This window comes from Pseudomonas sp. 1 R 17 (assembly GCF_900067035.1).
Taxonomy (GTDB): Bacteria; Pseudomonadota; Gammaproteobacteria; order Pseudomonadales; family Pseudomonadaceae; genus Aquipseudomonas; species Aquipseudomonas marginalis.
Map to the genome: position 1 here is coordinate 1 of NZ_FKLB01000035.1, position 13,734 is coordinate 13,734.

15 protein-coding genes are annotated in these 13,734 nt (G+C 58.2%); 6 read left to right on the forward strand and 9 right to left on the reverse strand.

The features are described 5' to 3' along the window. Window positions 1-102: 102 nt before the first annotated feature. Both BFP99_RS11660 and BFP99_RS11665 read left to right on the forward strand, forming a co-directional pair. Window positions 103-1,251: an integrase core domain-containing protein gene (locus BFP99_RS11660; protein WP_065924691.1), complete on the forward strand. Its 1,149-nt coding sequence runs from the start codon at window positions 103-105 to the stop codon at window positions 1,249-1,251. Window positions 1,252-1,402: 151 nt separating this feature from the next. Then, the gene (locus BFP99_RS11665; RefSeq protein WP_065925373.1) at window positions 1,403-2,098 is read left to right on the forward strand and encodes a lipoate--protein ligase family protein; all 696 of its coding nucleotides are present in this window, start codon (window positions 1,403-1,405) and stop codon (window positions 2,096-2,098) included. On the opposite strand, the gene crp is transcribed toward BFP99_RS11665, so the two are convergent. Further along, window positions 2,095-2,739, reverse strand: a complete 645-nt coding sequence (gene crp / locus BFP99_RS11670; RefSeq protein WP_065925372.1) for a cAMP-activated global transcriptional regulator CRP — start codon at window positions 2,737-2,739, stop codon at window positions 2,095-2,097. The genes BFP99_RS11665 and crp overlap by 4 nt on opposite strands. 245 nt (window positions 2,740-2,984) lie before the next feature. Between crp and BFP99_RS11675 the strand changes: the two genes are divergently transcribed. After that, window positions 2,985-3,407, forward strand: coding sequence for an OsmC family protein (locus BFP99_RS11675; protein ID WP_065947299.1), 423 nt, complete (start codon window positions 2,985-2,987; stop codon window positions 3,405-3,407). A 62-nt stretch (window positions 3,408-3,469) separates the two neighbouring features. On the opposite strand, the gene coq7 is transcribed toward BFP99_RS11675, so the two are convergent. From coq7 to hemJ, 6 genes are all read right to left on the reverse strand, one after another. Further along, complete coding sequence (gene coq7 / locus BFP99_RS11680; RefSeq protein ID WP_065925371.1) at window positions 3,470-4,117, reverse strand: 2-polyprenyl-3-methyl-6-methoxy-1,4-benzoquinone monooxygenase; 648 nt, start codon at window positions 4,115-4,117, stop codon at window positions 3,470-3,472. Window positions 4,118-4,234: 117 nt separating this feature from the next. Continuing rightward, entirely contained in the window at window positions 4,235-4,573 is a 339-nt protein-coding gene (locus BFP99_RS11685) for a histidine triad nucleotide-binding protein (protein ID WP_003194682.1), read from the reverse strand. 46 nt (window positions 4,574-4,619) lie between these two features. Continuing rightward, window positions 4,620-5,408 carry an SDR family NAD(P)-dependent oxidoreductase gene (locus BFP99_RS11690; protein ID WP_065925370.1) on the reverse strand — a complete coding sequence of 263 codons (789 nt, stop codon included), beginning with the start codon at window positions 5,406-5,408 and terminating at the stop codon, window positions 4,620-4,622. A 62-nt stretch (window positions 5,409-5,470) separates the two neighbouring features. Beyond that, window positions 5,471-6,433, reverse strand: a complete 963-nt coding sequence (locus tag BFP99_RS11695) for a DUF805 domain-containing protein (RefSeq protein WP_065925369.1) — start codon at window positions 6,431-6,433, stop codon at window positions 5,471-5,473. A 69-nt stretch (window positions 6,434-6,502) separates the two neighbouring features. Continuing rightward, window positions 6,503-7,465 (reverse strand): NAD(P)H-dependent flavin oxidoreductase, encoded by a 963-nt coding sequence (locus BFP99_RS11700; RefSeq protein WP_065947300.1) that lies wholly within the window; start codon window positions 7,463-7,465, stop codon window positions 6,503-6,505. A gap of 24 nt (window positions 7,466-7,489) precedes the next feature. Further along, window positions 7,490-7,918: a protoporphyrinogen oxidase HemJ gene (hemJ, locus tag BFP99_RS11705; protein ID WP_027605887.1), complete on the reverse strand. Its 429-nt coding sequence runs from the start codon at window positions 7,916-7,918 to the stop codon at window positions 7,490-7,492. Between the two features lie 135 nt (window positions 7,919-8,053). Between hemJ and argC the strand changes: the two genes are divergently transcribed. Beyond that, window positions 8,054-9,088, forward strand: a complete 1,035-nt coding sequence (gene argC, locus BFP99_RS11710) for an N-acetyl-gamma-glutamyl-phosphate reductase (RefSeq protein ID WP_065947301.1) — start codon at window positions 8,054-8,056, stop codon at window positions 9,086-9,088. 165 nt (window positions 9,089-9,253) lie between these two features. After that, a complete protein-coding gene (gene erpA / locus BFP99_RS11715) occupies window positions 9,254-9,604 on the forward strand; it encodes an iron-sulfur cluster insertion protein ErpA (protein WP_003176443.1) in 351 nt (116 codons plus the stop codon). Window positions 9,605-9,683: 79 nt separating this feature from the next. Here erpA and BFP99_RS11720 read toward each other — a convergent pair whose 3' ends face one another. Both BFP99_RS11720 and BFP99_RS11725 read right to left on the reverse strand, forming a co-directional pair. Beyond that, on the reverse strand, window positions 9,684-10,775 hold the full coding sequence (locus BFP99_RS11720) for an anhydro-N-acetylmuramic acid kinase (protein ID WP_065925366.1): 1,092 nt from the start codon (window positions 10,773-10,775) through the stop codon (window positions 9,684-9,686). A gap of 3 nt (window positions 10,776-10,778) precedes the next feature. Then, a complete protein-coding gene (locus BFP99_RS11725) occupies window positions 10,779-12,197 on the reverse strand; it encodes a peptidoglycan DD-metalloendopeptidase family protein (protein ID WP_065925365.1) in 1,419 nt (472 codons plus the stop codon). 209 nt (window positions 12,198-12,406) lie between these two features. On the opposite strand from BFP99_RS11725, the gene tyrS reads away from it, so the two are divergent. Next, a complete protein-coding gene (gene tyrS / locus BFP99_RS11730; RefSeq protein WP_027605883.1) occupies window positions 12,407-13,606 on the forward strand; it encodes a tyrosine--tRNA ligase in 1,200 nt (399 codons plus the stop codon). Window positions 13,607-13,734: the final 128 nt, after the last annotated feature.

Genomic DNA, 13,734 nt, shown 5'->3' on the forward strand with positions numbered 1-13,734 from the left:
GTGGGAGGGGGCTTGCCCCGGTACAAACCGGGGACATCGTTTACATTTCTAACCGGGGACATGGTTTACAGGCTAATACGCATGATCAGGAGGTAACTGATCATGCCCTGGAACCAAGAGTCCCCCATGAATCAAAGAATCAAGCTGGTAGCTGATTGGCTTTCTGGCAACTTCACCAAAAGCCAGTTGGCACGCCGCTTTGACGTTAGCCGACCTACCGTCGATAAGTGGATTGCCCGGCACGACGGCGATTTGAGGTCTTTATCCGAACTGTCCCGGCGACCTCACAACAGCCCAAATAAAACCGACGACGAGATTTTGGCCCGTGTAGTCGCGATGAAGGAGGCTCACGATAAATGGGGGCCGAAAAAGCTTCTCGAGCTATTACGGCTGGAAGATCCCTCCGTCACCTGGCCCTCTCCAAGTACGGCCGGTCAATGGCTTGACCGACTTGGGCTCGTCAAAAAGCGGCGCTTCAAACGCCGACACAGCATTTCCCACGCACAAATGCGAAAGGCCGACGAACCTAACAAGACGTGGTGTGCTGACTACAAAGGGCAGTTCAAGATGCTTAATGCTCAGATGTGCTTCCCTTTGACCGTCACAGACCATGCGTCGCGGCTGATTTTAGCGTGCAGGGCCCATCCCAAGATCATGACCCAGCCTGTAAAACAGGCCTTTGAGAGGCTTTTTCAGGAGTACGGCATGCCGGAAGTTATCCGTTCGGACAACGGGGTACCGTTCGCCTCTCCTGGCCTGGCAAGAATATCCACACTGGCAGTTTGGTGGATTCGGCTGGGTATTTATCCCGAGCGAACCATGCCGGGAAGACCCGCCCAGAATGGTCGCCATGAACGAATGCACCGTAGCTTGAAACTTGAGTTGCCCTTAGGGAAAAACTTAGTCGAGCAGCAGCTTTTGCTGGAGCATTTCAGGCATGAGTTTAATTACGTACGCCCTCACGAAGCGCTCGGCATGAAACGTCCGGGAGACTTGTATGTGCCGTCCACCCGAATTTATCCAGGATGCTTGCCCGATGTGGAATATCCGGCAGAAATGAAAGTTCGAAGCGTCAGGCAGGACGGATCGATCAAGTGGAACGGCAAGTTGGTATTTATCAGCGAGGCGCTGTCCGGGGAAAGGATAGGGCTCAAAGAAGCTGAAGATGAAGCTTGGGATTTGTACCTGTGTGATTATCCCTTGGGGAGGCTTGGACGAGGTATGACCCGCGTCCAGGCCTCAAATGTGTAAACGATGTCCCCGGTTTCAGATGTAAACGATGTCTACGGTTCTACACCCGATGGCGGCGATTCAGTTGGAGCATCCTTGACTGACATACCGCTATCGGGGCAAGCCCCCTCCCACATTTGGGTTTGTATTTATTCAGATAGGTAGGTGCCCATTGATCCAGCCAGTGTCGATGCGTGTTGAAGCAGGCCTTGCCGCCGAGCAAGCCTTGCTGGCCGCCGTTTGCGCGGGTGAGCAGGCGTTTGGGTTGTTGTTCTGGCAGCCCAGCGATCAGGCATTGGTGATGCCACGCCGCTTGAGCCGATTGCCTGCTTTCGATGTCGCCAGCCGCGTGTCTGCGGATGCCGGTTGGCCGGTGCTCTTGCGCGAAACCGGCGGCGAACCGGTGCCGCAGTCCAGCGCCACGGTCAATATCGCCCTGGTCTACGCTCCGCCGCGCAGTGAGGGTGATCAAGGTCGCATCGAAACCGGTTACCAGCGTCTATGCCAGCCGATCTGCGATTTACTTATCGAGTTGGGCGGCGATGCCTCCGTCGGGGAAATCGATGGTGCATTCTGCGACGGTCGTTACAACGTCAACCTCAACGGGCGCAAAATGGTCGGCACTGCCCAGCGCTGGCGGCAAGGCGGGGGCCGCCCGGTGGGGTTGGTGCACGGTGCGTTGTTGCTGGATAACGATCGTGAAGAACTCATCGCGGCGGTCAACCGCTTCAACCAAGCCTGCGGCCTGGAGCAACGGGTTCGCGCCGACAGCCATATTGCCCTGCACGAAGCCTTCCCCGCGCCGGACGCAATCAGCCGGCTGGACAGCTTGTACCGTCAAATGCTGGCCAGTTTCCTGCCGGCTTAACGGGTACCGAACACCACCATCGTCTTGCCTTTGACGTGCACCAGGTTGCGCTCTTCAAGATCCTTGAGCACGCGGCCGACCATCTCCCGTGAACAACCGACAATGCGCCCGATTTCCTGGCGGGTGATCTTGATCTGCATGCCGTCGGGGTGAGTCATTGCATCGGGCTGCTTGCACAGTTCCAGCAGGCAACGGGCCACACGCCCGGTGACATCGAAGAACGCCAGGTCGCCAACCTTACGCGTAGTGTCTCGCAGGCGCTGGGCGATCTGACCACTGAGGGCGTAGAGAATATCGGGGTCCTGCTGGGCGAGTTCGCGAAACTTTGTGTAACTGATCTCGGCCACTTCGCACTCGACCTTGGTCCGCACCCAGGCGCTGCGCTCCTGCTCCTTGCCTGCTTGTTCAAACAGCCCCAGCTCGCCGAAAAAATCCCCTGTGTTCAGGTAGGCGATGATCATTTCGCGGCCGTCTTCATCCTCGATCAGGATGGTGACTGAGCCCTTGATAATGAAAAACAGGGTTTCGGAGCGCTCACCGGCGCAGATGATGTTGTGCTTGGCGGGGTGGCGCCGGCGCTGGCAGTGCATCAGCAACTTGTCGAGATTCTTGATCTTGGGTATGGGCGTAAGAGCAACCATGGTTGTATCCCGAAAGGCAGCGCGAGGTGGTTGGAGTTGTTGTACTCAGCGGTATCGGCATTGATACACGTTGTATGAAGGGTGGCAATACGCCACTCCTTTGGCGCCAGCTTAACAGACACATTCTGACTCGATTAGCGAATTTTCCGAGTCAGCGCCGTTATTGATCGCTTTGATGGGAAGCGCGGTTGCGCCCGGGCCCTGTGCTAAGCTGGCGACCCTTTTTTAGCAGTGGAGTCTGGGCGATGAAGGCACGCATCCAATGGGCGGGCGAAGCCATGTTCCTCGGTGAGTCGGGCAGTGGCCATGTGGTGGTCATGGATGGCCCGCCGGAAGCCGGTGGCCGTAACCTGGGCGTACGCCCGATGGAAATGCTCCTGCTTGGCGTGGGCGGTTGCAGCAATTTCGACGTGGTCAGCATCCTGAAAAAATCTCGCCAGGCCGTGGAAAGCTGCGAAGCCTTCCTGGAAGCCGAGCGCGCAACTGAAGATCCCAAGGTGTTTACCAAGATCCACATGCATTTCGTGGTGAAGGGCCGGGCGTTGAAAGAAGCTCAGGTCAAGCGGGCTATCGAGTTGTCGGCCGAGAAATACTGCTCGGCGTCCATCATGCTCGGCGTGGCGGGTGTGGCCATCACCCATGATTACGAGATCATCGAGTTGGGTTGACCGCCAATCTGCAAAAGAAAAGGGCGCTTCGATAGCGCCCTTTTTTGCAGCCGCAGGTTTCGTCAGATGCGGTAAGTGCTTTTGGTCATGACCTTGGCCAGCAGGCTCATGCCGAATCGCACTGGCGCCGGGAAGCGGAAACCGCCGGCATCCAATGCACTTTCGGCGTGGTGCGCTTCATCGATACGCATCTGCTCAAGAATTGCGCGGGACTTTTCGTCGTCGGCCGGCAATTGTTCCAGGTGTTCATCCAGGTGCTTGCACACTTGATGCTCAGTCGCGGCGACAAAACCGAGGCTGACCTTGTCGCTGATCAGGCCGGCAGCCGCGCCGATGCCGAATGACAAACCGTAAAACAGCGGGTTGAGCACGCTGGGATGGCTCCCCAACTGGCGAATACGTTGCTCGCACCAGGCCAGGTGATCGATTTCTTCCTCGGCCGCATGCTCCATGGCTGCGCGCACCTGCGGCAGCTTGGCGGTCAGGGCCTGGCCCTGGTACAGCGCCTGGGCGCAGACCTCGCCGGTATGGTTGATGCGCATCAGGCCGGCCACATGACGGGTTTCGGTCTCGCTCATCTGCGCATCAGGCTGCACGATGGCGGGCGACGGGCGGTAAGGTTGGCCGCTGAAGGGCAGCAACGTGCGCATGGCCGTGTCGGCTTGCAGCAACAGACGGTCTATCGGCGAGTAGTGACGTTGGGTAGTCATGCTGACCTCCGGGAGGAATCTCGGCGGCCAGTTTACCGCAAGAGAGAGGAACGCGTTTGCCTTGAGTCAAGGGCGTGGGGTCGCAGCCTCGGACTGCGCCCCTTGTTGCGGGCTGGTTCAGCCCGGTGGCCAATTCATCTGGCGCTGACCCAGTACATGCATATGGATATGGTAAACAGTCTGCCCGCCGTCTTCATTGCAGTTCATCACCACACGGAAACCTTTCTCACAGCCTTGTTCCACCGCCAAACGCTGGGCAGTGAACAGAATATGGCCGGCCAGGGCCTTATCGTCCTCGGTCAAGTCATTCAATGTGCGGATAGGCTTCTTCGGGATAACCAGAAAATGTACCGGCGCCTGTGGGGCAATATCGTGGAAGGCGAGGACTTGATCATCTTCGTAGATAATCTTCGCGGGTATTTCTCTGTTGATGATCTTGGTGAACAGAGTATCCACAGCTGTTTCTCCATTATGAAAGTGCAAGGTGAGTGTACTCAGGCGATCAGCGTGGGCAATAGGCCTTGTTGATGGCGCCGGCGATCTTGCGGGTCAGCCAGCGCGGGCTGAAACGCGGGCTGAAGGCCAGCCAGCGATTACGTCGACCAGGAATGATGATGGCTTTGTTTTTTTCCAATGCGCGCACGGTATAGAGCGCCACTTCTTCCGGGCTCATCAATTGCTCGCTGCGGTCGAGTCTGGCGGTGTCCATTTGCGCTGTACGGAAGAATGCGGTGCGCGTAGGACCGGGGCAAAGCACCGAGACCTTAATGCCACAGGTCTTGAGTTCTTCGCGCAAGCCTTCGGAGAAATGCAGCACATAGGCCTTGCTGGCGTAGTAGCTGCTCATCCACGGGCCGGGTTGGAACGCGGCGACCGAGGCAACGTTGAGAATCTGCCCGCCACCGTGCAGCGCCATGCTATTGCCCAAGGCGTGACACATGCGGGTGAGGGCAAGGATGTTGACTTCGATGAGGTCCTGCTCGGTCATCCAGTCCTGGGCCAGGAATGGCCCGCTGGTGCCAATGCCGGCGCAGTTCACCAGCAAGTCGATCTGCCGCTCGCCTTCTTCCAGCTCCAGCAGGAACCCGGACAAGCGCAATGGCTCGCCCAGGTCGCATGCCCGAAACAGCACCTCGACGCCGAAGCGTTGGGTCAATTCGATTGCAATGCTTTCCAACTGATCACGCTGGCGGGCCACCAGAATCAAGCTGCGGCCGCGACGGGCCAGGGCTTCGGCCAAAGCCAGGCCGATGCCGCTGGAGGCACCGGTGATCAGAGCGTAACGGGTCATGCCTTTCTCCATCGCAACGCGCCGCGCCTGGGATGGAGGCATCACAGGCGCGGCGCGTTTCTTTACTGTTCTGGAGAGTCTACAGGTTCGGCTGCGTCGTCAGCACTTTGCGCATCTTCTTCATCGACGATCACGCTTTGATCGGCGTCTTCATCGGAGGTGATGGAGCTGCTTTCGTAGCTGCTGTCCACGTTGGTTTCGAGTTGATCCAGGTAGCCGTTCATGCCCAGCGACACCACGATGATGAGCATCAGCGGGATGAATGCCAGCCACAGTGAGGCCAGGACCTTCACCGCGGTGGAGTTGCGCGGTGGCGGTGCGCCGTACTGGTTGGCGCCGGTGTTACCTGGCATTACCAACAGCAGCAGCGGGAAAATACTGTTCACCAGCGGTACCAGGTTCAGCAGGTACAACCAGCCGGACCAGCCCAGATCGTGCAGGCGCTGCACGCCGATCTGCACGCTCACGACCACAACCGCGACGAACAGCGCGAAGCCCAGCAGCGAGCCGAGGATAATGGCTATGGTCGGTGACGCGGTCGCGATGGCAAAGCCCACAGTACTGAGGATGCCGGCTGCGACGAGCATGGCGACGGTCAGTACCAGCGTCCATGCCAGGTACCGCAGACGACCAATACGGCCATTGATGGTGAAGACCTTGAGGGTGGCGTATTCCGGCAGGCTTTCACCTACGGCGGCACGCGGTGGTGCGTACGGCGAAGCCGCAGGACGGGAGAAGTCCGCTGCGCCGGAATCTGTTTCGTGGGTTTCGGCAAGGCTGAAGGCTACGGGCTGTTCGGCCTCGATACGCGCGTCCACCCCGGCGTTTTTCAGCGCGGTGAGGTAGGTTTCGGCGTCGGGGCGGGACAGGTCGCGTTTCAGTGCAACAACGCGGCCGGTGAAGAGTTTCTCGATGTCCTCGACCGTGCTCTTGAACAGTTCAGCCAGGTTCAGCTTGGCTGTGGTGCTTTCGACACCCGGGAGCAAGGCCCCATCAAACACAATCTTGAAACGGTTGTCGCTCATGCGGGCATCCTTGTCACTGAATCAGTGGAGTAGTGCAGGCCTGCTCGATCGGCAGGCCTTGCGGTTGGGTCAGCGTGGCCAGCGCAACTGTGTCGCCTGTTCGCGCGCCTTGCGGTATTCGGCATCCAGGCGGGCAACGAGTTCATCGACGCCGGGTAAATCATTAATCTCACCGACACCTTGGCCTGCAGACCATACGGTCTTCCAGGCCTTGGCTTCGTCGCTCAGCGGCTTGAGCTTGGAACCGAAGTTTACTTCGCCTTTGCCCTGCAGGGCAGCGAGGTCGAAACCGGCATTTTCCAGGCTCTGGCGCATAAAGCTTGCGGGCACGCCGGAGACCGCGGGAGTGTGCACGATGTCGGCGGCGCGTGATGTGAGCAGCATCTCTTTATACGCATCCGGGGCGTGGCTTTCGGTGGTACCGATAAAACGTGTGCCGAAATACGCCAGGTCTGCCCCCAGCAACTGGGCGGCGAGTATCTCATGGCCGTGGTTCAGGCAGCCGGCCAGCAGCAGGGTCTTGTCGAAGAATTGGCGAATTTCTGCGATCAGCGAAAACGGGCTCCAGGTACCGGCATGGCCACCGGCGCCTGCGGCCACGGCGATCAGGCCGTCGACACCGGCTTCAGCGGCCTTTTCGGCATGGCGCCGGGTAGTGACGTCATGAAACACCAGGCCGCCATAGCTGTGCACCGCATCTACCACTTCTTTCACTGCGCCCAGGCTGGTAATCACGATCGGCACCTTGTGCTCAACACAGATCGCCAGGTCAGCCTCAAGGCGAGGGTTGCTGTTGTGCACGATCAGGTTGACGGCGTAGGGCGCAGGATTGTCCAACTGCGCCAGGCCCGCTTCGATTTCCTCCAGCCAGGCCTTGAAGCCACTGCTCTCGCGCTGGTTGAGCGCCGGGAAGCTGCCGACCACGCCGTTGCGGCAGCAGGCCAGCACCAATTGCGGGTTGGAAATCAGAAACATCGGCGCAGCCACCACTGGCAGGCGCAGACGTTGTTCAAGCAGAGCGGGCAGCGACATTGGAGGTACCCCGAGTAATTGAAGTTAGAACGGTTTGACCACGACCAAAATTACGATAGCCAGCAATATCAGAACCGGGACTTCATTGAACCAGCGATAAAAGACATGGCTGCGGGTGTTTTCGCCACGGGCGAAACGTTTTACCTGCGCGCCGCACATATGGTGGTAGCCAATCAGGAACACTACCAGGGTCAACTTAGCGTGGATCCAGGCGCCCGATTGAAAGATGCCGGGGTTAAGGGCTATCAGCCAGATACCGAACACCAGGCTGGCCAGCATCGCCGGGCCCATGATGCCGCGGTAGAGCTTGCGCTCCATGACGCTGAAGCGTTCCTTGCTGACAGTGTCCTCGCTTTGAGCGTGGTAGACGAACAGGCGCGGCAGGTAGAACAGCCCGGCAAACCAGCAGACGATGCTGACGATATGGAAGGCTTTGACCCATAGATAAAGCATTTTTAGTTATTCCCAGGTTCACGGTAGCGCAGATAGTAGTGGCTCATGCGCCCATACGTCACGTTGACGGTTGTCGCAGGACGATACGGCCCCTATTATCGACGGCTTTCCAGTGGGTTCGTTGAGGGCAGGTTTATGGTCAAGGTCGGTATCGTCGGCGGCACGGGTTACACCGGTGTCGAATTGCTGCGTCTGTTGGCTCAGCATCCGCAAGCTGAGGTGGTGGTCATTACCTCTCGATCCGAGGCCGGTCTGGCCGTGGCCGATATGTACCCGAACCTGCGAGGCCACTACGACGGCCTGGCGTTCAGCGTTCCGGACATCAACACCCTTGGCGCCTGCGATGTGGTGTTCTTTGCCACTCCCCATGGCGTTGCCCATGCGTTGGCTGGCGAACTGCTGGCCGCTGGCACCAAGGTCATCGACCTGTCGGCGGACTTCCGCCTGCAAGACGCCGACGAATGGGCCAAGTGGTACGGCCAGCCTCACGGTGCACCGGAACTGTTGGAAGAGGCGGTGTACGGCCTGCCGGAAGTCAATCGGGAGCAGATCAAGCAGGCGCGCCTGATCGCTGTGCCGGGTTGCTATCCGACGGCGACGCAACTGGGCTTTCTGCCGTTGCTCGAGGCCGGGCTGGCGGATGCTTCGCGCCTGATCGCAGACTGTAAGTCGGGTGTCAGCGGCGCCGGTCGTGGAGCAGCGGTAGGTTCCCTGTACTCCGAGACGTCGGAAAGCATGAAGGCTTACGCAGTAAAAGGGCATCGCCATCTGCCAGAGATTCGTCAGGGGCTGCGTCGCGCCGCTGGCAAAGACGTGGGCCTGACCTTCGTGCCACACCTGACGCCGATGATTCGTGGCATTCATTCCACGTTGTACGCCACAGTGGTCGATCGTTTGGTAGACCTGCAGGCGCTGTTTGAAAAGCGTTATGCCAACGAGCCGTTCGTCGATGTAATGCCTGCTGGCAGCCATCCGGAAACCCGCAGCGTGCGAGGCGCTAATGTGTGCCGGATTGCAGTGCATCGTCCGCAGGATGGTGACCTGGTGGTGGTGTTGTCGGTGATCGATAACCTCGTCAAGGGCGCGTCGGGCCAGGCGGTGCAGAACATGAACATCCTGTTTGGCCTGGATGAAAAGCTGGGTCTGTCCCACGCCGGCATGCTGCCTTAAAACGATTTATGGACTGCGCAAAAGGCCCGTTGATCGGGCCTTTTGTGTTTCTAATGGCGGCGATGCAGATTGATATACCGTAACAATAGTTGACCGCTTTTCTAGGAGAAGCGGATAATGCCTGCCATTACGCATATGGCGGCGCTACGCCGGGAGATTATCAGCATGAGCGTTGAATCCTTCACCCCCACGGCTTTGCAATTTACCCACGGTGCTGCGCACAAGGTAAAGAGCCTGGTCGATGAAGAGGGTAATGATCGCTTGAAGCTGCGCGTATTCGTTACGGGCGGCGGTTGTTCAGGGTTTCAGTACGGTTTCACCTTCGATGAAGATGTGGCTGACGATGACACCATCGTTGAGCGCGAGGGCGTTAGCCTGGTCGTGGACCCGATGAGCTTCCAATACTTGGCAGGCGCCGAGGTGGATTACCAGGAGGGTTTGGAGGGTTCGCGTTTCGTGATCAAGAACCCTAACGCGACCACCACCTGTGGTTGCGGCTCTTCGTTCTCGATCTGATCTACAACGAATAAAAACGCCGCTTGGCTTTGATCGGCCAAGCGGCGTTTTGCTGTCTGCGGTTCTGGCGAGGTGTTCGTCAGGCGGGGTAGATCGCGCCAAGTACCCTTAGCCCGCGTGCGCCGGTGACACTGGGCCGGTTGGCGGCAATGCCTTCCAGGCAGCAGTGAGCCAGCCACGCGAAAGCCATGGCTTCGACCCAGTCCGGGTCTACGCCGTAGGTGGCGGTGCTACTGACTTGAGTGGATGGCAACAACGCGGCCAGACGATTCATCATTGTGGTGTTATGGGCGCCGCCGCCACAGACGAGTAACGTTTCTGTCTCGGGCTGCGCGGTTTGCAGGGCCTCGACGATGGTCAGGACGCTCAGTTCCAGCAGGCTGGCCTGTACGTCCTGGGGGGCAAAGGCGGGCAGACGGCCAAGATGCCGGTGCAGCCACTCGAGGTTGAACACTTCACGGCCGGTGCTTTTCGGGCCTTTGGTCAGGAAGAATGGATCGCTGAGTAGGGCCGTGAGTAGTTGAGGTTCGACCTTGCCACTACCCGCCCACAGCCCATCACGGTCAAAATGTTCGCCGCGCTGCTGTTGAATCCAGGCGTCCAGCAGCACATTGCCTGGGCCGCAGTCGAAGCCGGCTACGGGCCTCCCGGTTTCGATCAGGCTGAGATTGCTGAAGCCCCCAATATTCAATACTGCACGGCTGCCAGTGCTTTCGCCAAACAACGCTTCATGAAAGGCGGGCACCAGAGGCGCGCCCTGGCCGCCAGCGGCAACGTCGCGGCTGCGGAAGTCGCTGACTACGCTGATGCCCGTCAGCTCCGCAAGCAATGCCGGGTTGCCGATCTGCACGGTAAAGCCTCGGGCGGGTTCATGACGGATGGTCTGGCCATGGCTGCCGATCGCGCGTATGTCTTGAGGCTTGAGGTTGTGCTGGTCGAGCACCGTGTGAATGCCGTGGGCGGCGAGTGTGACCCAATGCTGCTGGGCTATCGCTGAGCGGGCAATCTCATCCGGGCCGCTGGCGCACAGGCTTAACAGCTCTGCGCGCAGGGTGTCCGGCATAGGTGTGTAGTGGGTGGCGATCAGATTGACCGCCGAATCTTGTTCGATCAGGGCGATATCCAGGCCATCGAGGCTGGTCCCGGACATTACACCTATATAGAGCGGCATACCCTAACGCTTCGCCGAAGCAAGCAGGGTGGAGCGCTCCTGGTCCATGCGCGCCATCAACGGCTGGCTCTGTTGCATAAAGCGTGCGCGCTCGGCCTTGGCAATCGGGTCGGCCATCGGCAGTTTCTGGCCCAATGGGTCAACGTGCACACCATTGACCTGGAACTCATAGTGCAAGTGCGGGCCGGTGGACAGGCCGGTGGTGCCGATATAACCGATTACTTGGCCTTGCTTCACATTGCCGCCGGTTTTCACGCCCTTGGCGAAACCTTGCATATGGCCATACAGGGTGCGGTAGGTGTTGCCGTGCTGGATGATCACCGTGTTGCCGTAGCCACCGCGGCGCCCTGCGAGCAGGACCTTGCCATCGCCGGCCGCCTTGATAGGCGTCCCGCGTGGGGCGGCATAGTCGACGCCTTTGTGGGCGCGGATTTTGTTCAGAATTGGATGCTTGCGACCCATGGAGAAACGCGAGCTAATACGAGCGAAATCCACCGGAGTTCGGATGAAGGCCTTGCGCATGCTGTTGCCGTCGGCGGTGTAGTAGCTGCTGTTGCCTTGCTTGTTGGTGTAACGCACTGCGGTGTAGGTCTTGCCACGGTTGGTGAAGCGTGCGGAGAGAATGTTGCCGGTGCCGACTACTTTGCCGTTGGCGACTTTCTGCTCGTAGATCACGTCGAATTCATCACCCTGGCGGATGTCCTGGGCGAAGTCGATGTCGTAGCCAAACACGCTGGCCATGTCCATGGTCATGCTATGGGACAAGCCAGCGCGCGCGGCAGATTGCGACAGTGAGCTGTTGATCACGCCGTGAACGTAGGCAGAGCGCATGACTGGCTTGGTGGTAATACGGTTGAAGGCAAAGCCTTTGGCGCCCTTGGTCAGGGAGATGCTCTCGAGGTCACTGACGCTGGTGTGCAGGTTGTTCAACTGACCGTCTGGTGTCAGTTCGAATTCCAGTTTCTGGCCGTGTTTGAGCTGGGTGAATTGCTTGGCTTGCTTATCGCTGGCCAGTACATCGTTAACGGTGGCTGCGGGAAGGCCTACCTTCTCGAACAGGGTCGAAAGCGTATCGCCTTTCGCCACGATCACTTCGCGGTGTTGAGGGTTCTTAGCAGCGTCTACTACGGTTTTTTTCTGTTCTTGAACGGCTTGCTGGGTATCTTCCGGCGTGTTTTCGATCTGGGCAAACGGCGATTCAGTGGGAGCATTTGTGGCTTGTTGGGCGTCGGAAGCGTCTTGATCTTGTGTCAGTTGTTCAACCGGACTCTCCAAGTCAAGGCTCAGGGATGTTCGTTTGGCTTCTACGTCACTGGAAGGGAATACCAGGAGTGCCAGGCTGAGAAGAGCGGCGATACCACTTGCTGCAAGCAGGTGGGTCTTCGGGTAAAGCGGCGGCGCTTTAGACGGTTCAGTGGTCATAGGTAATTTTGACTTTGAAGATGAAATGGAAAAGATGAATGACATGATGAAGATGAAATAACTGTATAAAATATAACCAAATCATCTGTGGCGCAAGCTCGCGAACGCTGGGCTTGCTGAACGGTGTCCGTGCGCAGGGCAAAACTTGTAATTAGTCCCTGATCTTGTATGGTTGGTTCCCTTTTGAATCTGAGCCTTGCGGGTCTGTTATGAAGTCGGTTGAAGAACAGCTAGCGCTGATAAAACGTGGTGCGGAAGAACTGCTGGTCGAGGCCGAGCTGATCGAAAAGCTCAAGCGTGGCCAACCCCTGCGTATTAAGGCTGGCTTCGATCCGACGGCGCCGGACCTGCACCTGGGTCATACCGTGCTTATTAATAAGCTGCGTCAGTTCCAGGAGCTGGGGCATCAGGTGATCTTCCTTATAGGTGATTTCACCGGGATGATCGGCGATCCGAGCGGTAAGAGTGCAACACGCCCGCCGCTGACCCGTGAGCAGGTTCTCGATAATGCCGAGACCTATAAGACTCAGGTGTTCAAGATTCTTGATCCGGCCAAGACCGAGGTGGCGTTTAACTCCACCTGGATGGATCAGATGGGGCCGGCGGACTTCATTCGCCTCACTTCCCAGTACACCGTGGCGCGCATGCTTGAGCGCGATGACTTCGACAAGCGCTATTCAACCAATCAACCGATCGCGATTCATGAGTTCCTGTATCCGCTGGTTCAGGGTTATGACTCGGTAGCGCTGCGCGCGGATGTTGAATTGGGTGGTACCGACCAGAAATTCAACCTGCTGATGGGGCGTGAGCTGCAGCGTGCTTATGGTCAGGAGGCTCAGTGCATCCTGACCATGCCGTTGTTGGAAGGGTTGGATGGCGTCAAGAAAATGTCCAAGTCCCTGGGCAACTATGTAGGCATCCAGGAGGCCCCGGGTGTGATGTATGGCAAGCTGGTCTCTATCCCGGATGCCTTGATGTGGCGCTACTTCGAACTGTTGAGCTTCCGCTCGATGGATGAGATCGATGCGCTGCGTGCGGATGTAGAGGCGGGCGCCAATCCGCGTGACGTGAAGATCAAGCTGGCGGAAGAGATCGTTGCGCGTTTCCATGGTGAAGAGGCTGCGGCCAGTGCTCACCGTGCAGCGGGTAACCGCATGAGAGATGGCGAGCTGCCGGATGATCTACCTGAGATTGAATTGACGGCTACTGAGGCCATGCCGATTGCGGCAGTCCTTAATAAGGCGGGTTTGGTAAAGAACTCGGCGGTCGCGCGTGACCTTCTGGGGTCTGGCGGTGTGCGTATAGATGGTGAGGTGGTGGATCGCACCTTTATATACGAACTGGGTGCTACCCACGTTTGTCAGGCGGGGAAGAAGGCATTTGCGCGTATTACGCTCAAATCCGAATAAACCTGAAATTAAGTGTTGACGGCGAATTGTATCTGTCTATAATTCGCCCCACTTCCGGCGCAGTCGAAACGCAAAACTCCTTGGTAAACAAAGAGTTATGCAGAATAAGGCAGCGGATTGCTTCAGTT